Source organism: Pseudoalteromonas sp. APC 3250, from assembly GCF_030407915.1.
GTDB lineage: Bacteria > Pseudomonadota > Gammaproteobacteria > Enterobacterales > Alteromonadaceae > Pseudoalteromonas > Pseudoalteromonas tetraodonis.
Genome location: NZ_JASDCM010000004.1, coordinates 102,401 through 124,148, shown reverse-complemented (window position 1 = coordinate 124,148; position 21,748 = coordinate 102,401). Strand labels below are relative to the sequence as shown.

At 39.6% G+C, this 21,748-nt stretch carries 16 protein-coding genes; 5 read left to right on the top strand and 11 right to left on the bottom strand.

What is annotated here, in order from left to right; translation table 11 throughout:
• Window positions 1-63 precede the first annotated feature (63 nt).
• Window positions 64-1,572 carry a GGDEF domain-containing protein gene (locus QL986_RS06055; RefSeq protein WP_013463272.1) on the bottom strand — a complete coding sequence of 503 codons (1,509 nt, stop codon included), beginning with the start codon at window positions 1,570-1,572 and terminating at the stop codon, window positions 64-66.
• A gap of 225 nt (window positions 1,573-1,797) precedes the next feature.
• Here QL986_RS06055 and QL986_RS06050 point away from each other — a divergent pair, with 225 nt between their 5' ends.
• Window positions 1,798-3,588: a M61 family peptidase gene (locus QL986_RS06050; RefSeq protein WP_290191323.1), complete on the top strand. Its 1,791-nt coding sequence runs from the start codon at window positions 1,798-1,800 to the stop codon at window positions 3,586-3,588.
• Window positions 3,589-3,747: 159 nt separating this feature from the next.
• On the top strand, window positions 3,748-5,919 hold the full coding sequence (locus QL986_RS06045; RefSeq protein ID WP_016899731.1) for a S46 family peptidase: 2,172 nt from the start codon (window positions 3,748-3,750) through the stop codon (window positions 5,917-5,919).
• Window positions 5,920-6,935: 1,016 nt separating this feature from the next.
• Here QL986_RS06045 and QL986_RS06040 read toward each other — a convergent pair.
• Complete coding sequence (locus QL986_RS06040; protein WP_013463274.1) at window positions 6,936-7,829, bottom strand: response regulator; 894 nt, start codon at window positions 7,827-7,829, stop codon at window positions 6,936-6,938.
• Window positions 7,830-7,927: 98 nt separating this feature from the next.
• Here QL986_RS06040 and QL986_RS06035 point away from each other — a divergent pair, with 98 nt between their 5' ends.
• Entirely contained in the window at window positions 7,928-8,728 is an 801-nt protein-coding gene (locus QL986_RS06035; protein ID WP_013463275.1) for a hypothetical protein, read from the top strand.
• A gap of 741 nt (window positions 8,729-9,469) precedes the next feature.
• Here the strand turns inward: QL986_RS06035 and QL986_RS06030 are convergent.
• From QL986_RS06030 to QL986_RS06020, 3 genes are all read right to left on the bottom strand, one after another.
• Window positions 9,470-9,859, bottom strand: coding sequence for a hypothetical protein (locus tag QL986_RS06030; RefSeq protein WP_290191322.1), 390 nt, complete (start codon window positions 9,857-9,859; stop codon window positions 9,470-9,472).
• Between the two features lie 280 nt (window positions 9,860-10,139).
• Complete coding sequence (locus tag QL986_RS06025) at window positions 10,140-10,892, bottom strand: hypothetical protein (RefSeq protein WP_290191321.1); 753 nt, start codon at window positions 10,890-10,892, stop codon at window positions 10,140-10,142.
• Window positions 10,893-11,014: 122 nt separating this feature from the next.
• Window positions 11,015-11,302, bottom strand: a complete 288-nt coding sequence (locus QL986_RS06020; RefSeq protein WP_290191320.1) for a hypothetical protein — start codon at window positions 11,300-11,302, stop codon at window positions 11,015-11,017.
• A gap of 322 nt (window positions 11,303-11,624) precedes the next feature.
• Between QL986_RS06020 and QL986_RS06015 the strand changes: the two genes are divergently transcribed.
• Both QL986_RS06015 and QL986_RS06010 read left to right on the top strand, forming a co-directional pair.
• Window positions 11,625-12,896, top strand: a complete 1,272-nt coding sequence (locus QL986_RS06015; RefSeq protein WP_013463280.1) for an aminotransferase class I/II-fold pyridoxal phosphate-dependent enzyme — start codon at window positions 11,625-11,627, stop codon at window positions 12,894-12,896.
• 68 nt (window positions 12,897-12,964) lie between these two features.
• A complete protein-coding gene (locus QL986_RS06010) occupies window positions 12,965-13,624 on the top strand; it encodes an NAD(P)H-dependent oxidoreductase (protein ID WP_290191319.1) in 660 nt (219 codons plus the stop codon).
• A gap of 16 nt (window positions 13,625-13,640) precedes the next feature.
• On the opposite strand, the gene QL986_RS06005 is transcribed toward QL986_RS06010, so the two are convergent.
• From QL986_RS06005 to QL986_RS05980, 6 genes are all read right to left on the bottom strand, one after another.
• On the bottom strand, window positions 13,641-13,829 hold the full coding sequence (locus QL986_RS06005) for a DUF1289 domain-containing protein (protein ID WP_075170194.1): 189 nt from the start codon (window positions 13,827-13,829) through the stop codon (window positions 13,641-13,643).
• Between the two features lie 14 nt (window positions 13,830-13,843).
• On the bottom strand, window positions 13,844-14,359 hold the full coding sequence (locus QL986_RS06000; protein WP_290191318.1) for a hypothetical protein: 516 nt from the start codon (window positions 14,357-14,359) through the stop codon (window positions 13,844-13,846).
• Between the two features lie 423 nt (window positions 14,360-14,782).
• Window positions 14,783-15,397 (bottom strand): bifunctional phosphoribosyl-AMP cyclohydrolase/phosphoribosyl-ATP diphosphatase HisIE, encoded by a 615-nt coding sequence (gene hisIE / locus QL986_RS05995; RefSeq protein WP_290191317.1) that lies wholly within the window; start codon window positions 15,395-15,397, stop codon window positions 14,783-14,785.
• On the bottom strand, window positions 15,391-16,167 hold the full coding sequence (gene hisF, locus QL986_RS05990) for an imidazole glycerol phosphate synthase subunit HisF (RefSeq protein ID WP_033103129.1): 777 nt from the start codon (window positions 16,165-16,167) through the stop codon (window positions 15,391-15,393). Before hisF ends, hisIE begins: the two co-directional genes overlap by 7 nt.
• Before the next feature lie 295 nt (window positions 16,168-16,462).
• Entirely contained in the window at window positions 16,463-18,445 is a 1,983-nt protein-coding gene (locus QL986_RS05985) for a GGDEF domain-containing protein (protein ID WP_290191316.1), read from the bottom strand.
• A 238-nt stretch (window positions 18,446-18,683) separates the two neighbouring features.
• Complete coding sequence (locus QL986_RS05980; RefSeq protein WP_290191315.1) at window positions 18,684-21,743, bottom strand: efflux RND transporter permease subunit; 3,060 nt, start codon at window positions 21,741-21,743, stop codon at window positions 18,684-18,686.
• Window positions 21,744-21,748 lie beyond the last annotated feature (5 nt).

Sequence of the window (21,748 nt, the reverse complement as noted above, 5' to 3'; positions counted from 1 at the left end):
ATACTTCTTGGGTAAATTTACTGCGTAATTATGCCTTGTACTCAAAGGTAGAAATGCATAACACTATTTACTAATGCACAGACGATCCCGGCCTGAATTTTTAGCATCGTATAAAGCTTGATCGGCTCTATCAAATGCTTTTAGAGGGGTATCACCCTCTTTAAATTGGGTTGCGCCTAGCGAAACAGTAATTTCAATTTGTTTGTCTTTAAATTTAAACGGTATCTTTTTAATAGACTGTCTTAATTTATTGAGGTGCGCTGTCGCGTTTTCAAGTGAAGTGCGTGGCATTAATAGCACAAACTCTTCGCCGCCATAGCGTGCAATAAAATCTGATTGCCTAATCGACTTTTGCAGCGCTTTAGCAATAACTTGTAAAGTAATATCGCCCGCGGTATGGCCAAATCGATCGTTGATTGATTTAAAATGGTCGACGTCTATAACAACTAGCGTTATGTCTGACGGTTGTTCGTTAAATAAATTAATTTCGTGGTTGTAACGCTCATCAAATGCCGCGCGATTAGGCAGTTTTGTCAGGCTGTCGAGTAAGCTTTTAAATCGTTGCTCATTTAAACGTTTTTTATAGTTACTGACTTTGTTTTCTAAGCTATTAATTCTTTCATTTATTTGCGTAAAGCTGGCAACTAAAATTCTGCGATCTTTTTGTTCGAGTTGCTCTTTTTCTAAAATATCTGCACTGAGTGAGCGTAACTCGTTTTCAACTAGCTGCTTTAACGCTGTGATTGAGGTCGCATTTTTTGTTTGTGTATTTAAACTTTCTAGCTTTTCACCAATGCGTTGATTTATTGAGTCAAATTCAACATTCATTGATTCAGAGTGTTCACTGGTTGATACCAATGAGCGATGCAGCTCTTCAAGTGTTTGGTTTAATGAAGCTAAAAAGCTTTGCGCTGATTCACGTTCAACGTGAATACTTTTAACAATTAAAGTAATCACATCTATTGCGGCATCAAGTAGCTGGTCAACGGCTTTATTTTTAGCAATGCGTTTTTTTATTAAATACAGTGATTCGTTGGCTTCTTCTTCTAGTACGAGCTCACTAACTAATTTAAACAGCTTTTCAGTGAGCACACTTAGATTGGGTGGTTCAAAGGTATTATTGCTTTTAGCAATTAAAGCTTGATGATAAAAGGTGATCAATTGGTTTAATATTGGGATAAACCCATGCACCGATTGTATATCGTCAAGTTGGTTATCTAATAAATGACGCAGCGTTCTGCGGGTTTCGTCAGGCAGGCCTTTCGTTTGTTGTAACTGTTTTCCTGCATTTTGTACGCTGGTTAACAGGTCGCGTTGATGCGCTAGTTGAATCGCTTCCTGATTTTTTAGCAAGGCCAAAATATCATCTACCAAAGGAGAGAAGTCTTCAAAATCCATTCCTTTGTTTAATGCGCTACGGAACTTTGCTAGGCGGTTATCAAGCTCAATATCAAGTCCTTTACAGCTTAAAGATAACTTAGCCGCAAAGTTAGAAAGGGTGTCAACTTGATGTTTACGAGCGCTTTCTATTACTTTTCTACTGTCAATTGCTTGTTTTAGTTTTTGTTCCACCGTATTGGAGCTCCTAGACACCTACACACCATTATTTTAATACCTTTATTGGTTTAGTTTACAACAAAAACATATTAATAGTAGGTATGAGATCAAAAACTTAATGTTTTTAGCAACAAAATACGAACGATCTTAAATATAAGTGTATTTATCGCTTTTAATTCACTTTTAAAATGGGTCTTGTTAACCTTGGCACAACAATACGTTATATAAAAAAGAGCCTTTATGAAAAAGCTACTTGCCTTATCAATTTTAGCTGCCTGTTCAGCACCGGTATTTGCCGACGTTAATTACGCTTTAAACATTTCTCAGCCAGAGCATCATTTAGGTGATGTGAACGTAGAATTTCCTAAAACGGCGCAGTCTTTCTTAGATGTGAAACTTCCAGCATGGCGCACTGGTCGTTATGAAATTTTAAATCTTGCCAATGGCGTTCGCTACTTTAAAGCCAGTGATGATGAAGGTAATGCATTAAAGTGGGAAAAGATTGACCACAGCACATGGCGCGTTCATTTAAATGAACCCACTGAAGTAAATATAGATTACCAAGTGTATGCCAATGAGCTAGGTAAGCGCGCCCGCCATATTGACGACAGCCATGCCTTTATTGATGCGTCAGGCTTTTTTATGTTTAGCGAATCATTTCGCCAAGAGCCAGTAACAGTTGAATTAAACGTCCCTAAAGCATGGCGCTCTGTGTCAGGCATGGAAAATTATAAAAATAAGCACAGCTTTAAAGCCAGTGACTACGATGTATTAGTTGATTCGCCAATCGAAACCGGTATTAACGAGCTACGCACTTTTGAAGTTGATGGTCGTGAGTACGAACTGGTGGTATGGGGTGAGGGCAATTACGATATTGAACTGATGCTAACCGATTTGAAAAAGCTAGTGGCTACCGGCAATGTGATTTGGGACAGCTACCCTTATGAACGTTATGTATTTATGGTACATGCTACATCAGGCGCAAGCGGGGCAACTGAGCACTTAAACTCAACGATTATTCAGCGCCCACGCGACCGCTTTGCTAAACGTGAAGACTATTTAGGTTTTATAAGTACTGCAGCTCATGAGTTTATTCATACTTGGAATGTAAAAGCGTACCGTCCTAAAGGGCTTGCGCCATATGACTACACTAATATTAATTATTCAAAATTGCTATGGATAGCAGAGGGCTCTACCAGCTATTTTGAAGATCATTTATTAGTGCGTTCGGGTATTCAAACTAACGATGAGTTTTTTAAAGTATTAAGCAAAACCATTAACCGCCACCTCACTACCCCTGGGCGTGAAGTACAAAGTGCCAGCGAAACCAGTTTTGATAAATGGATAAACCAAGGCGGCGATCACGCACGTAACTACAGCACTAATATTTACCTTGAAGGTTCATTATTGTCGATGGCGTTAGATATCGACCTACTTGAAAATAGCCAAGGTAAAATTAGCTACAGAGATGTACATAAAGCGCTTTATAAACAGCATAAATTACCGGCAGGGTTTACTGAGCAAGACGTACTGGCTATTTTAAAACAACTATCAGGGCGTGATTACAGCGCGTGGTGGCAGGCAAATGTTAGCTCACCAGCCAACCTTGATTTTGATGCACTGCTAGCAAAAGTAGGTTTAAGCTTAGAGTTACCAGAAAAAGCCAAGGCCACACCAAGCTTAGATGCATTTACTAAAAATACTGGCGAGTTACTTACGCTTACCCATGTACGCCGCGATGGTGCAGCATGGCAAGGCGGCTTAACCACCGACGATAAACTCGTCGCTATTAATAAAAAGCATGTAGGTAAAGACTTAACAGCCAGCCTAGAAACCTTTAAAGCAGGCGACAAAGTTACTGTTGATTTTATTCGTCGTGATGCATTAATGTCGACTGAGCTTGTGTTGTCTGAAGACTTCGACAAACCTAAAAAAGTGGTTGCGAATAAAAATGCAACTGATGAGCAAAAAGCATTATTTAAAGCATGGATGGGTGTAGCGCATCCAAATGATGTGAAAAAAGACGACTAACATCGTATATCATATTGTTTAAAAAGGAGCTTAGGGTACAAACCCTGAGCTCCTTTTTTGTTTATTGGGCGCTATATTGTAACAATTTATCTCAGCGCAGTTGACCTTACTCATACTTAATGAGTAATCTGCAGGTTCAATAATAAAAGGGATTCTATAATGCGTTTAAAACCTCTTGTTGCCACTTTGGTAGCAACCTGTTCACTGGCACTTTCTTCTGCGGCCAATGCCGATGAAGGTATGTGGCAACCTCATCAGCTACCAGAGCTGGAATCAATTTTAAAAGCCAAAGGCCTTGAAATCAGTGTTGATTCAATTTCAAAATTAACCGAATTTCCAATGAATGCGGTTATTAGCTTAGGCGGATGTACAGCCTCGTTTGTTTCGCCAAAGGGCTTAGTTGTTACTAACCATCACTGTATTTATGGCTCAGTGCAATATAATTCAACGCCTGAAAACAACATACTTGAAAACGGCTTTTTAGCAAAAACACCGGCTGAAGATTTACCTGCTGCGCCAGGTTCACGTGTGTACGTTACAGAAACAGTGACCAACGTGACTGATAAAGTAATTAGCGGCACTAACGAGCTAAGTGCAAAAGCACGCTACGATGCGTTAGAAAAAAATCAAAAAGCCCTCGTTGCAGAGTGTGAAGCTGATGCTAGCTACCGTTGTAATGTATATTCGTTTCATGGTGGTTTAGAGTTTTACCTTATTAAATCGCTGGAAATTAAAGATGTACGTTTAGCGTATGCACCTGCTATGGGCGTAGGTAAATACGGTGGCGATATCGATAACTGGATGTGGCCGCGTCACACAGGCGATTTTGGTTTTTACCGCGCCTATGTAGGTAAAGACGGCAAACCAGCAGAATACAGCGAAGACAACGTACCGTACGTGCCTGAGTCTTACTTAAGTGTAAGTGCTAAAGGCGTGCAAGAGGGTGATTTTGTCATGGTTACTGGCTATCCAGGACGAACCAATCGTTACCGTATTGCGGCAGAAGTCGATTATGTATTTAACGACAGCTACCCTAAAGCGCGCATGCACAATACTAAATACGTGTCATTAATTGAAGAAAACTCAGAAGATGGCAGTAAAGCGCGTATTGCTTACGAAAGTACCATAGCTGGTTATAACAACTACATTAAAAACTATGGCTCGATGATCGAAAGCTTTAAAAAAGGCACCATGTTTGAGCGTAAAAAGCAGTTTGAACAAGAACTTACAAGCTGGATAAACAGCGATAGCGAACGTAAACAGCGCTACGGTAACGTACTTAATGAGTTATCAGCACTTGTTGCACAATCGCAAGAGCACAGTGAGCGCGACCGTATGGTAGGCTATGTTCACCGTTCACAAATGATCAGCACGGCACGTCGTTTATACCGTTTAGCTTATGAAAAACAAAAGCCAAATAGCGAGCGTGAATCGGGTTATCAAGAACGTGATTTACCGCGTATTAAATCGGGTTTAGAGCGTATGTCTCGTCGCTTTGACGCAAACGTAGATAAAGCTATATTACTGCACTTTTTAGAGCAATATGCAGCATTACCTAAAGCAGAGCGTTTTAGTGAAATTGATAAAGCCTTTGCTTTAGAAAATGGGTTTGATAAAGCAAAACAAAGTGCATTACTTGATGAAATGTACGCTAAATCAACGCTTGATAACGAAATTGTACGTAATTCATTATTTGAGCAAACGCTTAGCCAATTAAACCAAAGCCAAGACCCATTCATGCAGTATGCAAAAGCCATATTCACGGTAATGAAAGCTGAGGAAGATAAGTCAAAAGCCCTTGCAGGTAAGTTACAAGCCGCTCGCCCAGAGTTAATGAGTGCGATTATTGCCTTTAATAAAGCGCAAAACAAACCGGTTTACGCCGATGCAAACAGCACATTACGTGTAACTTACGGCACGGTAGGCGGGTATTCTCCGCAAGATGGTTTAGTGGCCACGCCGTTTACCTCACTTGAAGGGTTGCTTGCTAAAAACACCGATGTTGACCCATTTAATGCGCCTAAAAAGCTGCAAGAGCAAATTAAAGCGAAGCTTTATGGTGATTACACAGGTGGCATGAATACCGTACCGGTTAACTTTTTATCAAACGTAGACACAACTGGCGGTAACTCAGGTTCACCAACACTAAATGGTAAAGCTGAGCTGGTGGGTTTACTGTTTGACGGTGTGTACGAAAGCATTATTGGTGATTGGGATTACAACCCAGAGCTAAATCGCTCAATCCATGTGGATTCACGTTACATGCTGTGGGTTATGGATAAAGTAGATAACGCACAAAACTTATTAGACGAAATGAAAATCGTAAAATAAGAAGCAGTTAAAATAACAAAAAGGCGCTTACCTTAACCGGAAACGCCTTTTTTTGTTTAAACATTTTTGATTAATTTAACTTAGGGTACGGGCTACGGGCTTCGGGCTAAGAGCTACGGGCTAAGAGCTACGAGGTTCGGGTTGCGGGGGGAGCTAATTTGTTTTAGCAGTAAGTATCTTTAGTAGCAGCGATTTTATATCGCGTCAGAGTTAAGCCTAAATAAGTATTTACCACCGAGAACACAGAGTTAACAGAGAAATACTTAAAAGATATGAATCCATCTCTGTGCAGCGCAAAGCGCCTCGGGATTCTCTGTGGTGAAAAAACTCTTTTTAGCAGTAAATGTCTTTCGTAGCAGCGACTTTATATCGCGTCAGAGTTAAGCCTAAATAAGCATTTACCACCGAGGACACAGAGTTCACAGAGAAATGCTTAAAAGATATCAATCCATCTCAGTGCAGCGCAAAGCGCCTCGGGATTCTCTGTGGTGAAAAAACTGTTTTTAGCAGTAAATGTCTTTCGTAGCAGCGACTTTATATCGCGTCAGAGTTAAGCCTAAATAAGCATTTACCACCGAGGACACAGAGTTCACAGAGAAATGCTTAAAAGATATCAATCCACCTCTGTGTAGCGCAAAGCGCCTCGGAATTCTCTGTGGTGCAAAAATTGTTTTTATCAGTAAATGTCTTTTGTAGCAGCGATTTCATATCGCGTATTTATGGACATTAGCATTTTACTCGCGCCTCGTAGCCCTCACTTCTCTTTGTAGAATACGGTCTTTAAGTGATTTATGCACAAAGAGGGCGAAGAGACGCTGCGCTTTCAGAGGAAGGTATAAAACAAGGTTGTTTGGTGGTTTAGGTTACTAATTTACTGCTCATTCACTTCTCTTTGTAGAATAAGGTTTTTAAGTGATTGATTTACCATGAGGGTGCAGAGACGCTGCGCTTTTGTAGGAGCAGGGTGTTTTTAAATATAAACTTTTTAATAATGGTAAATACGTGCGTTTAATTTACTAAATGCCAACCAACATGATTTTACCTTGTGCCATGCCCTCAAGCTGACAACTAAAATCAATGCGCTTTTCAGCAGGTGTTTTATACAGCAAAGTGAGTTTACGAAAAGGCGTGGTAATCACTTTGACCGTTTTGATTTGTAAACTAACGCGTGTTCGTTTGTCTAAAAAGGCAAAAGCCGTTTCCGTTAACGCTTTTTTACATGCGCTTAATGCTGTATTCGTTACAACGCCCGATAATATTGAGTTACTAATATCTTCAGCCGACAAGCTGCTATAGCCACTTGCCATTACGCAGGCAGCATAAATATCAAGTATGGCAATGGCACGCACTTTTTGACTTTTTGGATCCTCATAAACAGCCATGACGCAGGGGACTTTAGACTCATCAAATACCTGCGGTTGAATTGTGTTTACGATTAAGGACTGACTTATATGTTTATGAAACAAACGTTCTAATTGCGACAGTTTTGGTAACGCTAAATCACTGTTTAATTCAATTTCATCAGGGATGATTTCGTTATTTTCAACAAGCTGTACTAAAGGCAATAATTTATCGTGTAGTTGCGCGTCGGTGAAAGGTTTTGATAAAACAAAAGATGCACCAAAGCTAATAGCTTCTTCAATTTGAGACTTTTCATCAACAGTGGTCAGCATTGCTACTATTATATTAAGTTGCCTTTGCTTTATTGCACGTAATAACGTAACTCCACACATATCAGGCATATGCCAGTCTGTAAGGACAATATCGGGGTGCCAACTACCAATCAGCGTTAACGCAGATTTAGCATTGCTAGCTTTTTCTATTAATAACTTTCGATAGCCAAATTTTTCCAACCCTCGGCGTACTATTTCGAGTGTTGCTTGGCTGTCATCCACGATAAGTATTTTCACGCATGTTACTTTTTTTTAAATGTTGTTGTTATTATGGCAGATTTTTTTGACAGCGCTAAACTCTAGTAAATAAACACTTAATTTAAGATAATTTAATAATGCCATATGCCGTTTTTCCGCCAGAGGTTTATCATTATATTGCTATAAATTTTGGGCTACTTATTTTAGCCGCGTGGTTTTATATTCTTTTATTGATACTCAGAGAGTTTAGGGCTTTTGCGTTGAGTATGGTTAAAAGTAACGGCACAATGGATGATGCGACGTTAGCTATGTGCAGAGAGTCTGTTGACAATGCCATGAGCTATGTTAACGATAATCGAAAAACTATCGCTGAGTTAATCAGTGTACAAATGCTGTTACAACAGCAATTAACAGAGGTTACTTCATCAACCAAAGATCATGTTACCGAAAAAGAACAACAGCTAATTGATGATCTCAATAAAAAATTAAAACGCTCGCATCAGTTAATTCGCAAACTAAAAGGGGATCTCGATAAAAGTGTTGAAAAATTAAAAGTGACCCGTCAAAAGCTCTATGCACAATATGATGCAGTGACTGTGCTTCAAGAAGAAAAAGACCAGCTACAAGCAGATTATGAAGCGCTTAAAACCGCAAGCGAAAATAGTGATAAAACATCAAGCGCAGATACATCCTCAACGCCCGATCAAACAAGACTACTTAACACTTTAAACGAATATAAAAGGCAAATTGCAGAGCAAGACCAACTACTACAGCAATTGCAGTTACAAACAGACGGGCCTGAAAGTAGTGAGGAGTTAGACACACTAAAGCAAGAGCTAGAAAAAACACAGTACGCACTTAAACACCTTACAAAAGAAAAAAAATTCATTGAAGGGCGCTATTTAGAAATGATGAAAAATAGCCAAAAACCAAGTTAGCCAACGATTTTTTTCAGTCTGAGCCAGTACACGTTATGGCTGTGTTTTCTCATTCTTTCCTCATTCACTTCTCTTTGTAGAATAAGACCTTTTAGTGAACGTAAAAAAGCCATATATTGCCCTGTAGAAGCGATTTCATATCGCGTATTTATGGGCATTAGCATTTTACTCGCGCCTCGTAGCCCGAAGCCTCCCATCCACTTCTCTTTGTTAAATAAGGTTTTTTAGTGATTTATGCACAAAGAGGGCTAAGAGGCGCTGCGCTTTCAGAGGAAGACATAAAACAAAGCTATTTGATGGTTTTGGTTTCTCATTTGCTCCTCATCCACTTCTCTTTGTAGAATAAGACCTTTTAGTGATTTATGCACAAAGAGGGCGAGGAGACGCTGCGCTTTTAGAGGAAGAGATAAAATAAAGCTGTTTTTAGCTAGTCACTACCATATAGTGCAACGTTATCTTTGCTGAGTATGTAAGGTGACGATTTATAGTAAACAAAAAACCAGCCTAATATGGCTAAAATTACGCCTAAACCATATTTGCTAAAAATTGGAATATACATTATCAATGTAAACACGACTGCCGAATACAATAAAAATATAGCCCAGAATAATTTTGAGCTGATAAGTTTCAATCTCGTCTTGCAACTGGCACATTTAAAGTAAAACGGGAATGCAGATAAATAAAGGCTGAAAACATCTATTTTATGCTCACAGCGAGGGCATTGACTCATAAATTTCCATGTTATGCATTTTCTAATTTACTTGACTTAACAACATCTTCGCCAGCTTCTATGTATAGAAAGCTTTTATCTATCTTATTTTTTCTTTGCATACTTTCCATAAAGTGTAGTGGCGCAATTTCGGTTTTAAATGTGCCCCAAAATACAAAATCTAGTTTACTTAGTATTGTACACAAACTCTCCAGTACAGGATTATCTGGAAATTCATATGGCCCAGACGAATACTTAACGTTAGATTTGTACCTAATATAAAAGTACTTGTCACTTACTCTCGATCCTACCTTTGGATGCTTATAGTACTTTATCGAATAGTCACCGAATTCCTCTAGAACAGATTGCTCTTCTACTAATAGCGTTATCTCGTTTTCACTAATCCATTTTACGATATTCAAAAGGTCATGCCTTGTATCACGCCGCAATAAGCGGAAAGTTACTGTTGGCTAAAATAAGTGAGGAACGAACAAAAAGCCAACTGTAATTTGTCCGTCTTGAAAACCCTTGTTATGTTTGCCCTACTTCCATGGAATCCATGACTTTGACGCATGACCTGTTACCGCTACTTTTAAAAACAATAGGAAGCAATAAGGAGCTGCCAGCATACCGAATACAGACCTAAGATCTAGGATGTTGAAAGTGATTTCACCAGTCTCAATTAACGCGTTTGTTAGGCTTTTAATACTTTTCATGATGCGCTGCCGCATAACCGTCTTTATATTCGCATTCTGGGCACAATTCAGCCATTTCATCATATTCACAAGCTGAATATATGTATGGAGATTTACACGACTTACAATCTAAAACTTCTTCCTTATGGCTACAGACCAGGCATAGTTCATTGTCAATGTCGAAGGTCAAGTTATGGCAGGAAGTGCACTTTATAGTAGCAATTTCTTCTTTTTCGATTTTTTCGTAAGCTGCCTTAAGATAATTGCTATAGAACTCTGTGTAGCTATATAGAACAGCAAAGCTATTTTCTTTTAAGTGCTTGGACTTCCAGTCTAGCCTTAAATGCTCTTCAGAGAAATTAATAACAAATAGTAAAACCTGCCCAACTAATGCCTTTGCTTCTTGGTCTGATATTGAAAATTCAAAGTGCTCTATCTCATTCCGTTTTTCCCTAGCAGTTTGAATTGCATTTAGATCATCGTCGCTGAACTTGACACCGCCAATTTTTTGTAACCTTTTACAAGCAAGTTCACTACTTACAGTATGTTGAGACGGAGATGGATATTTATCAATATTTGTGAAAACAAATGCTGGATGTATTTGCCTGAGCTTCTCTTTAAACAAAAGCTCAACAACATGAGCAAGGTCAACAATAATCCTCTTCCAATTTCCCAGCCCTTTTTCCTCAATTGGCCCCATGTGCCTCAATGCATGCTCTAAAGAATCACTAGCATTTTCTATTAGATTAAATTTGTTCATAAATACTCAGTTAAGCCTAACGCCCGCCTAACACGCAATGTGTTGGCATGGGTTTTTGCGTTGTTTGCCAAAACCATGACAACTTAACATTGTCGGAGTTTAGGCGCTTGTTATGTTTGAGATTAACTCAAACGACTGATTAGTTTTGCTGCCCAGTTATCCAGAAGTTTGGCTGGCGCAAAAGATAAAAACAAACCCGCTATCGGAAATAAAGCACTAAAAATGGCGGCTATAATTTTATCTGTTTGATCATTTGTTGGAACACCATTAATTTCTATTACAGCATTTGGATCTAGCGCAGATTGAACAAAAACGAACACCAAAATACTACCAACAAGAATCAATGTACCGCCTGCAATACGGCTCAATCCAACTACAACATCAACTTTTTTCTTTAAATCTGCATCCATATCTGACTCAAACATAACAATTTAATAGTGCGCTCACAGCGCATATTTATACCAGCGCTGCGCTCACTTTTCTATTTTATATAGTTTTAACAAATTACCTAACATATTACTATCACTAGTTTTTTATTGTATTTAAGCAACGCTTAGAGGAATAATATGCGCGCTTGGCTCATTTTATTTAATATATGAGCAAACGGTAGTTTGAACATTTAGCTAGATACAGCGATAAATCTATTTCTTTCAACATTCTTTAGTATATTTCATGTGCATTTTGTAACCATTAAATGCTACGTTAGATGTAACTATATTGAAGGAATAAATTATGAAACTTGAGTCTTTAGCGTTGCACCATGGTTATGAATCTGAAGCCACCACAAAGTCGGCGGCGGTGCCGATTTATAACACCTCTTCGTACACCTTTGATAATACGCAGCATGGCGCTGATTTATTTGATTTAAAAGTGCCTGGTAATATTTATACCCGCATAATGAACCCAACCAATGCGGTGCTTGAGCAGCGTATTGCCGCGATGGAAGGCGGTATTGGTGCGCTGGCTGTGGCCTCGGGTATGGCGGCGATTACCTATGCGATTCAATGTTTATGTGAAGTGGGTACTAATATTGTAAGCACCAGCCAAGTGTATGGTGGTACTTATAACTTATTTGCCCACAGCTTGCCGCGCCAAGGTATAGAGGCGCGAATGATTAAAGCCGATGATTTTGACGGTTTTGAAAACGCCATTGATGAAAACACTCGTGCAGTTTTTTGCGAATCAATTGGTAACCCTGCTGGGAATATAGTTGATATCGCTCGCCTTGCGAAAATTGCCCACAGCAAAGGGGTGCCTTTAATTGTAGATAACACCGTGGCTACGCCGTATCTGTGTCGTCCATTTGAGTTAGGTGCCGATATTGTGGTGCACTCACTCACTAAATACATTAACGGCCATGGAACCGCGATTGGCGGCATGATTGTTGATTCGGGCAAGTTTGACTGGAAAGCCAATGCAACCCGTTTTGCGATGATGAATGAGCCTGATCCGTCGTACCATAATGTAGTGTATACCGATGCTTTTGCTGAAGCGGCATTTATTGGGCGTTGCCGCGTTGTACCACTTAGAAATACCGGTGCGGCGCTTGCGCCTAAAAACGCATCAGACATTTTAATTGGCCTTGAAACATTAGGGCTTAGAATGGATCGTCACTGTGAAAACGCGCAAAAAATTGCTGAATATTTAGAGAGCCATCCTAAGGTGCTTTGGGTTAATTATGCGGGATTAAAATCAAGCCCGTATAACGAAATAAGCCAAAAAATTACCAATGGTAAAGCGTCAGGTATTTTAAGTTTTGGTATTGCGGGTGGCCTTGAAGCCGGTACGCGGTTTATTGATGCTCTAAACATGATTTTACGTTTGGTTAATATTGGCGATGCTAAATCGCTGGCTTGCCACCCAGCATCTACCACGCATCGACAATTAAATGATGAAGAGCTGGCCAATGCTGGCGTTAGCCGCGATTTAATTCGTTTATCGGTGGGTATTGAAAACATTGACGATATTATTGCCGATGTAAGCCAAGCGCTCGATAAGGCCTAAATCGTACAGTAAATACCTCAAACTTTTTTGAGGTATTTATTTTCGCAATTAAAAAGGAGTGCCGATACATGAAATTTTTAATTTTTCTCGGTTCGGTTAGAAAAAGTACCCCACCTAAGCTTGCGCGTTTAGGGGAAAGGGTAGCGAAAGCATGTGAGCGTTGTTTGCTTGAGCATTACTCTGAGCATGAAATAGAGCTTATTGATCCGCTCGATTACGATTTAGACCCTGTGTTTAAACCGCACTTTGCCTATACGCAGGCTGAGGTACCTAAACAACTTGATGATTTAGCAGCAAAAATTAAAGCCAGCGATGGCTTTGTTATGGTGAGCCCTGAATATAATCATTCGATGAGTCCGGCACTTGCTAATTTGCTAAACCATTTTGGTAGTTCTTTATTTGGCTATAAACCCAGCGCAATTGTGACCTATTCTGCAGGGCAGTGGGGCGGCGTGCGCGCTGCTGTTGGTATGCGCAGCTTTTTAAGTGAACTGGGCTGTTTGCCGGTATCAGCAATGATCCATGTACCAAAAGCACAGGATGTATTTATTGAAAGTGGTGAAGCAAACAATGCGGCAGAGCAAACATCGTGGGATAGCTATTTTTCGCGCACATTCAATCAATTAATTTGGTGGGCAGAAGGTGCTAGCAAACAACGTGAAGCGTTAGACCCTAAGCAATTAAGCAAAGACTTTAAACGCGACCCATCACAACGTAATGCGCCTTAATGGTTATAAATTTAAGCTAGTCTTTTTTGGCGTCTTCACGAGGGGAGGCCAAAATAGCTTGCTTTTGCTCATCGGTTAAAATAATCCAGTCGAATATTTCGTCACTTGTGCGCCCGCACCCAGTACAGTAGCCATTCATTCTATAACATTCACCGATACAGTCTGTTTTTAAATGAGTGGATTGTTTACTGGGTGTTTGGCGCATACATTCTCTCGTTATTATTTAGTGGCAACGGGCTTTCCTACTTCTAACGAGGTAGACCAGGTTTTAATTTTTGATAAGGTTTTGCTGGTATAAACAGAAATAACCGGCGATTTATCATCAAGTACAAAGGTGGTGCGCAGAGAGGTTTCCGACTCTTTTTGTGTTTCTAACCAGTTGTTATTTTTTGTTAAACATTGGCGAGTGAGCTCAACGGCTTGTTTATGCATGGCAACGGCTTGTTGCTGGTCTTTGTAGTTTTCTTGACAGCGATAGGTCACGGTTTGATTGTTAAAGCTGGTTACTTGGCAGTTATTGCCAAATACGTTGTACTTTGCGCTCCACACATCTAAATAAGGTGTTTTTACTTTGGTGTCTTTTAACGCTTCAAAGCGATTGTCATAGGCGGCAATCAGCCCATCCATTTTTTCGCAGGGAGTTAGGTTATCTAGTTTAGCTTTTTGCTCAGTGGTTAAACTGCTACAGCCAGATAAAATTAGGCCAGTTAATACCAGCGATATATAGGTTTTCATAATGCGCTATCCTTTTGTAATAGCTATTCCTTGAACATTAGGGTCTATTGACCTTTCAAGGTTGAATTTGCAGCAGTCTGTTTGGTATTTAGGCAAGGCAGAGCCTATGTAGTGTGGTTATTCCCCATAAATAGGTGATAACGCAGCATCAATGCCAAACAGGCGCTGCCCTTCGGGTTCTGCCTAGGGGCGATTTACTCTTTGTTGCTCGGTTTTGACTTAGCCCACTAGGTTGCAAACCTCGCGCCGCGATTAAACCGCCCCTAGTTTGAACAAATTTTAATCCGCAAAGGTCAACAGACCCTAGTTAAAGAATACCTAAGGGAGGGAGTAAATGCTATTCGCAAGGTGTAATTTAAAGTGAATTTATGGTTTTAACATACTGAGTGCGCCACAAAATGGCGCACACAGTAACAGGCTGTTTTACTTATGACGCCCTTGTAGGCAAGCAACTACATCGGTGAGCTCTAAGCCTTGACGCTGTAGTAACACAATTAAGTGATACAACAAGTCAGCCGATTCGTTAGTAAGCTCATTGTTGTCGTGTTTCATTGCCGCAAGCGCCACTTCAACGCCTTCTTCACCTACTTTTTGGCAGCTGCGGCTTAAGTCTTCAGCAAATAAAGACGCGGTGTAGCTTTTAGCTGGATCGTCGTTTTTACGTGCAACAATCACATCTTCAAGTTGCGCTAAAAAGCTTAAGCTTGGTTTTGCAGCATCGCCAAAACAGCTTTGCGTGCCTAAATGGCACGTTGGCCCTTCTGGGTTTGCCAATACTAAAATTGAATCGTAGTCGCAATCTGTATGCACAGAGACCACGTTTAAGTAGTTTTCTGATGACTCGCCTTTGGTCCATAAACGCGATTTAGAACGCGAATAAAAAGTCACCTTATTACTTTCAAGCGTGACAGCAAGCGCTTCGCTATTCATAAAACCTTGCATTAAAATAACGCCAGAGCGTGCATCTTGAACAATGGCAGGGATCATCTCGCTTTTTGCGAAATCAACTTGAGTTAGGTTTTCTTGCGTTACTAGCATAATCTGGCTGCCACTTGGTTATCTATTAAAAATTGTTTTAGTTCGCCAATGTTAATCACGTTTTTATGAAAAACGCTGGCTGCGAGTGCACCATCTACTTTGCTTTGTTTAAATACATCAACAAAATCTTGCATTGTGCCTGCGCCCCCTGAGGCGATTAAAGGAATGTCGCATAGCTCGCGTATTTTGCTTAGTTGCTCGTTGTCGTAACCATTACGAACGCCATCTTGGTTCATACAGTTTAAAACAATTTCGCCAGCGCCTAAGTCTTGTACCCGCTGAACCCACTCTTGGGTTTTATAACGAGTACGGCTTGAGGCATTAGGATCGCCTGTAAGCTGATACACTAAGTATTCACCGGTCGTTTCATCGTAAAAGCTATCAATACCGACAACCACACACTGCTTGCCAAACTCATCGTGTAACTCTTTTATAAGCTCAGGACGGGCAATGGCAGGGCTGTTAATGCTGATTTTGTCAGCGCCGCGTTCAAGCACGCGCGCTGCATCGGCTACCGATTTAATGCCACCCGCTACACAAAATGGAATATCGATATGGCGGGCAATATTTTCTACCCAATTTACATCGAGTAATCGTTTTTCAACGCTTGCACTGATCTCGTAAAATACCAGTTCGTCGGCACCGGCTTCACTGTAGGCTTTAGCAAGTGTTAAAACATCGCCGACTACCTCATGGCCCTTAAATTTAACGCCTTTAACGACTTGGCCGTCTTTTACGTCTAAACAAGGAATTATGCGTTTTGATAACATGCGCTTACCTCGTTTTTAAAATTCTGGATTGTAATATGGTTATTATTACGTTTGTTATTGGTATAACTCATTAGAAAACACATAGACTGCACTTGATATGTTATATTTTTAATAAAAATGAATAGTTAATTTAATGAATGAATCTAAATGCATTACTATGCAATGAATTCTTGGCTCCACTATATAATAAAACTTGCGCTATGTTAATGGTAAAAGCTAGAACTAAAAGTGATAATTCATTCCGGAAAAACGCGCAATCTTGAAACCGTAGACTAAATTCATAAAATACTAAAAATTAGCGTGTTTCTTTAGAAAACCGATAGCAGTTTCGACCGGAATTTTTAGCCTCGTAAAGTGCTTGGTCTGCGTGTGTTTTTACTTCTAAGCTAGTATGAGCTTTTCCGTTTGTGATGGTAATTCCTATACTTATTCCGAGCGTGCGTTTTTGGTCAAATAAAATAAATGGTTTGCTAATATTTGTAATGATTCTTTGTGCTATCTCAGAGATCACGTCTTTATCATTTAACTGTGGCAAAATTGCTGCAAATTCATCTCCACCTATTCGAGCAATAATATCGTGCTTACGTAAACAGCTTTTTATGCGCGTTGCAACTTCTTTAAGTGCTTCATCGCCTGCACCATGGCCTAACTCATCATTTATTGGCTTGAAGTAATCTAAATCTAAATACATGAGGACTAATGGTGACTCATTGAACTGGGCTTTATTTAGTTCTTTATCAAGCTTATCTAAAAATATCCTACGGTTATAAAGTCCTGTTAAGCTATCTACAAACGCATAACTTTCTACTTTGGCCTCGTATTCTCGTCTGGCGATAGTGTGATTAGCAAAGGTGTAAATAACAAATATCATTAATAACATTACACCTAGATAGAGCAAAACAATCAATTTTTTTAAACTACTAAATTCGTTTTCAATCAGTGATAGAGGGACCTTATTTACTAACTTCCATTTGGGCCATTTCCCGTTGCTATTTCTCGGATTATCAAGTGTTGGTACTTGATCTAGTAAGGTCATGTGTTCAAAAATATAAATGTTGTTATCCTTTTCAATGATCCCATTTGTTTTAGTTTCCATCGCTTGCCATATATCTGGATGGATATCTTGAAAACGTTGCTGGGGTTTATTGGCAAACATAAAAGCCCATTGTTTTTGTACATCACCAAATAACCAGTAACTTTCTTCATTAAAGAGCATAATGTCACCTAGTGAGCTTTTAGAAATATTTTCTAATTGACTAAGTAAATGCACACCTCCGAGATTTATTATAAGTAAGCCAATCTTTTCATTGTTTTTGTCAACTAGCACTGAGCCTAAACGGATCATTGGTTTTAATGGCCTTTCAATTTGACCATTTTCAATATTTAAATCTAATGGAGATATAAAAATATCATCAGGGCTGAGCTTTATCCCGCGTTTATAGTAGTATCGATCGCTTTTATCTTGAAGCTTGTCTGGAGGTACGATAACGGTACTGTTATTTTCTCTTTGCACCCTTATTAACTCTTGGCCTTTTAAGCTAAGAATTCTTATTTGGGTGTAATAATTTTTTATGGTGATAAAATTAAAATAGTCCTGTTCTAATAGTGTTTTGTTTTCATTACTAAAAAAACGCTGTTCCTTAAAGTGGTGATTATTTTTAAGAATTAACAGATCACGAGATGCATGATTAAGTTGTTGTAAAAACGAATATTTAGCTTGTTTTAACTCATTTTTCTCTTTTTGAATAACAGAACCTATACGCGTTTGTATTTGGTTTTCGTAAAACATATACAAGGCAATATATAAAATAATTGCAGAGCAAAAATAGGTCAGTAGGCTAGTAAATATGGTTGTGTTTAGCTTTTGCGAATTTTGCTCTTGTAAGGGCAAGAAGGCAGGTTTAATAATGGAAAAGTAAATTATAGGCACACTCAGACTACTGAGTATTAAGCTATCAATTGCTATGACTTGCCATTGCTGTAAAACAAATTCGTCAAAATTAAAGGCAAACATAACTAAAGCCTCAATCGTAAAAACGATCATAGCTATTTTAAATGTTAGGAATTCGGTTCTCGATTGTTGGTTTTTTACAAAGTCACTATCATTAAATAAGTAGTGAATAGTAATAATAGCAATGAATGAGATAAGGCTGGCATCTAATATTACAGAAAACCAGATGCCTGTATATTTCGTAACAAATGATGCCAATAACATCATAATAGTGGCTTCACTTAACGCCAGTGATATAAAAAGAATAAGTAAGCGTTGTAATGGCATATAAAGTTTCCGAGCCAATTATTATTGAATAACAAAAGCGACTAAATTTAATATAGGGCGGACAGTAGAATTGTTATCGTTAATTTAAAAATACTGCTGTTTGATATTAATATAATAATTAGAAAGTGCGTTTATTGCCATTATGGTTGTGCGTTTATTCTGTAATTTTTGACTAAAGTAGGGTGAATCTTGATCAAAGTGTTCATAACATTTGACCAAGATTCAGTGTGATCAACAATTAACTATGTATATGTTCATCTGTTTTTACGTTCATAAATATCGCGTAGAGTACGGGGATCACAATTAAAGTCAGTAGGGTGGCAAACAGTAACCCAAACACCAGTACCACTGACATCGATTGGAAAAACGCATCAAAGTATAGTGGTATTACCCCTAGTACGGTGGTGAGTGTGCCCATCATTACTGGTCTTACCCGACTATTTGCCGAATCGATAATGGCCTCATAGCGTGGTTTTCCTTGGCGTATTTCCATATCCATCTGATCCACTAATACAATGGCATTTTTAATCAATAAACCAGAGAGCGACAGTAATCCTAATATACCCATAAACTCTAATGGGATTTGTGTAGTAACCAGCCCAAAAACAACACCAATTAAGGCTAATGGCACCACAAGCCAAATAATAATAGGTTGTTTTAATGCGTTAAATAACACAATAACAATGAGTACCATGGCTAAAAAACCCAGTGGAATAGTTGAGGCCAGCATTTCGTTAGACTCTTTCGATTGACCATATTCGCCATCCCATTCTAGGCGGTAGCCTTGTGGTAGTTCAATGGCTTCTATTTTTGGTTTTACTCTATTAAATAACTCAGAAGCAAGCTCCCCTGGCAGTGGATCGGCTTGGGCTTTTATGGTCCATTCACGGTCTTCACGTTTTAATATGCCGTCGCGCCATACGGTTTTAAAGCCATTGGTGACTTGAGCAAGAGGCAGTGTTTCACCGGTGATATTGCTTTGCACTTGAATGTTACCAATGTCGTTTATGTCTACGCGTTCTTTTTGTGGCGCTCTGACGATAATAGGAATGAGCTCTTCGCCTTCACGATACTGCCCAACCACTTGCCCTGAAAAGTTTTGTTGCAGTGCTTCAGCAACAGCTTTGCGCGTTACACCTGCGCGCTGTGCATTAATGGCTGAGTACTGTGGCTCAATAACACTAATGCGTTGTCGCCAGGTGTCTTTAATTGATAACGCACCGCCATCATCAATTAATATGGCTTTTGCTTTTGCTGCCAGCTCTCTTAATACACTCGGATCGGGGCCTTTAAATGTGGCTTCTATTTTAGAGCCACCACCTGGGCCCATTACAAAGCGCCATACTTTGCCTTGCGCATCCACAAAGTTATTATCGATGTAGTTTTGTACCCTAGGTAAGAGTTGATCTAGTTTTTTATAGTCATCGACTTTAGCTAAAATTTGCCCGTAAGAACTGTTGGGTGATTCGCTGCCATAAATAAGCATGTAACGTAATCCGCCACCGCCAATAAGAGTTTGTATGCCTTCAACGCCGTTTTGTTGTTTTACAAACGCTTCAAGTTTGAGCATGTCTTTTTTGGTTTTTTCAATATCGGTGCCTTGTGGTAACCAAAAATCAACCACCATTTGCGGCGTGGTGGAAGCTGGGAAAAACCCTGATTTTACAAATTGAAAACCCCACATAGACACACTAAACATGGCAACCACTACAGTAACCGTTAACCAGCGATGATGAAGTGCCGACACCACAACCGATTGATACAACGCCATGAGTTTATTAGGTTTTGCTGAACCAGAGGTATCGGTATCTTGTTCTTTAAATAAGCAATAACAAAACAGGGGAGTTAGGGTAATGGCAAATAACCAGCTGTATAACAAAGAGATTAAAATAACCCAAAATAAATGGCCGGTAAATTCAGCTGTATCGCCCGGTGCGAGGCCAATAGGTGCAAAGGCAACAATGCCGACTAATGTGCCGCCAAGTAGTGGCCATTTAGTTTGTTTTACAACTTCACTGGCAATGTCTAACTTTTTACGCCCTTGTTGTGTGCCTACCAAAATTCCTTCTGTCACCACAATCGCATTATCAACCATCATACCGAGGGCAATAATAAGCGCACCTAAGGAAATACGGTGCATGGGTATACCGCTAAAGTCCATGGTAGCAAGGGTCGCAAAAATAGTTAGCAGTAACACGGCGCCAATAATAATCCCAGAGCGCAACCCCATAAATAGCAGTAGCGTGACCATGACAATCACCAGCGCCACTAATACATTAACCACAAAGTTATCGACTGAGTCTTGTACCACTTTTCCTTGGTGGTAAAACTCAAGCACGCTGATGCCAAGTGGTCTGAGGTTTTCAGTTTGCTTTACTTTATCATCAACGCGGTCAAACACTTTTACCACATTAGCGCCTAATACACTGGCAACCCCCAGGGATATGGCAGGCTTAGAGTTGTAGCGCACTAACTTGGTTGCTGGGCTTTGAAAACCGCGGTATACATTGGCAATATCTTTTAGGTAAATTGTTTTACCTTTAGCGCTGGCACTTACCAGTAGGTTTTTAATGGTATCAACGGAGTTTAATTCGCCGGTGGGGTCAATAAAAATACGTTGATCGCCAATTTGGGTATTACCTGCACTCAATACGGCGTTTTGTTCATCCAAAATACCGTAAATGTTATTGATAGATACACCTAAAGAGGCTAACTCTTCTCGAGCAATTTCTACAAATATCCCCTCTTGTTGTACGCCCGTCATGGCAACTTTCGCTACACCGTCTACTTGTAAAATGTCACTTTGTAGCGTTTTAGCATAGGCATGCAGTTCATCGGGGGAGTAACCTTCGGCAGTAATTAAATAACTCAAACCATATACATCGCCATAATCATCAAACACTTTTGGGGTCCCTGTACCAGGAGGAAGTGTTGGGCGAGTATCGTTAATTTTGTTTCTGAGTTTAGTCCAAATAACTTGTAGCTCAGATTTGGTTGGCGAAAATTCTGATTTAATTTCTACTTTAATTTCAGATAACCCTGTAGATGAGGTCGACGATATAGTATCGACTTCTTGTAGTTCTTGAATGGCACGCTCAAGCGGCTCGGTTACTTCTTTAGCAACCTCAAGCGGGCTCGCGCCTGAATAAGAAACAAATACTTGCGCGGTGCGAATTATAAATTCGGGATCTTCAAACCGAGCCATGTTTTTGTATGACGAAAAACCAAAGCCAAGCGTTAAAATGATGAGTATAGTGCTAATTAATTTATTATTTATTGTCCACTTTGCTAAATCCATGACTG

Bases quoted from the DNA above. Each gene is read 5' to 3' on its own strand.
- QL986_RS06050 (WP_290191323.1), top strand. From the start codon at position 1,798: ATGAAAAAGCTACTTGCCTTATCAATTTTAGCTGCCTGTTCAGCACCG.
- QL986_RS06045 (WP_016899731.1), top strand. From the start codon at position 3,748: ATGCGTTTAAAACCTCTTGTTGCCACTTTGGTAGCAACCTGTTCACTG.
- QL986_RS06035 (WP_013463275.1), top strand. From the start codon at position 7,928: ATGCCATATGCCGTTTTTCCGCCAGAGGTTTATCATTATATTGCTATA.
- QL986_RS06025 (WP_290191321.1), bottom strand. From the start codon at position 10,892: ATGAACAAATTTAATCTAATAGAAAATGCTAGTGATTCTTTAGAGCAT.
- QL986_RS06020 (WP_290191320.1), bottom strand. From the start codon at position 11,302: ATGGATGCAGATTTAAAGAAAAAAGTTGATGTTGTAGTTGGATTGAGC.
- QL986_RS06015 (WP_013463280.1), top strand. From the start codon at position 11,625: ATGAAACTTGAGTCTTTAGCGTTGCACCATGGTTATGAATCTGAAGCC.
- QL986_RS06010 (WP_290191319.1), top strand. From the start codon at position 12,965: ATGAAATTTTTAATTTTTCTCGGTTCGGTTAGAAAAAGTACCCCACCT.
- QL986_RS06005 (WP_075170194.1), bottom strand. From the start codon at position 13,829: ATGCGCCAAACACCCAGTAAACAATCCACTCATTTAAAAACAGACTGT.
- QL986_RS06000 (WP_290191318.1), bottom strand. From the start codon at position 14,359: ATGAAAACCTATATATCGCTGGTATTAACTGGCCTAATTTTATCTGGC.
- hisIE (WP_290191317.1), bottom strand. From the start codon at position 15,397: ATGCTAGTAACGCAAGAAAACCTAACTCAAGTTGATTTCGCAAAAAGC.
- hisF (WP_033103129.1), bottom strand. From the start codon at position 16,167: ATGTTATCAAAACGCATAATTCCTTGTTTAGACGTAAAAGACGGCCAA.
- QL986_RS05985 (WP_290191316.1), bottom strand. From the start codon at position 18,445: ATGCCATTACAACGCTTACTTATTCTTTTTATATCACTGGCGTTAAGT.
- QL986_RS05980 (WP_290191315.1), bottom strand. From the start codon at position 21,743: ATGGATTTAGCAAAGTGGACAATAAATAATAAATTAATTAGCACTATA.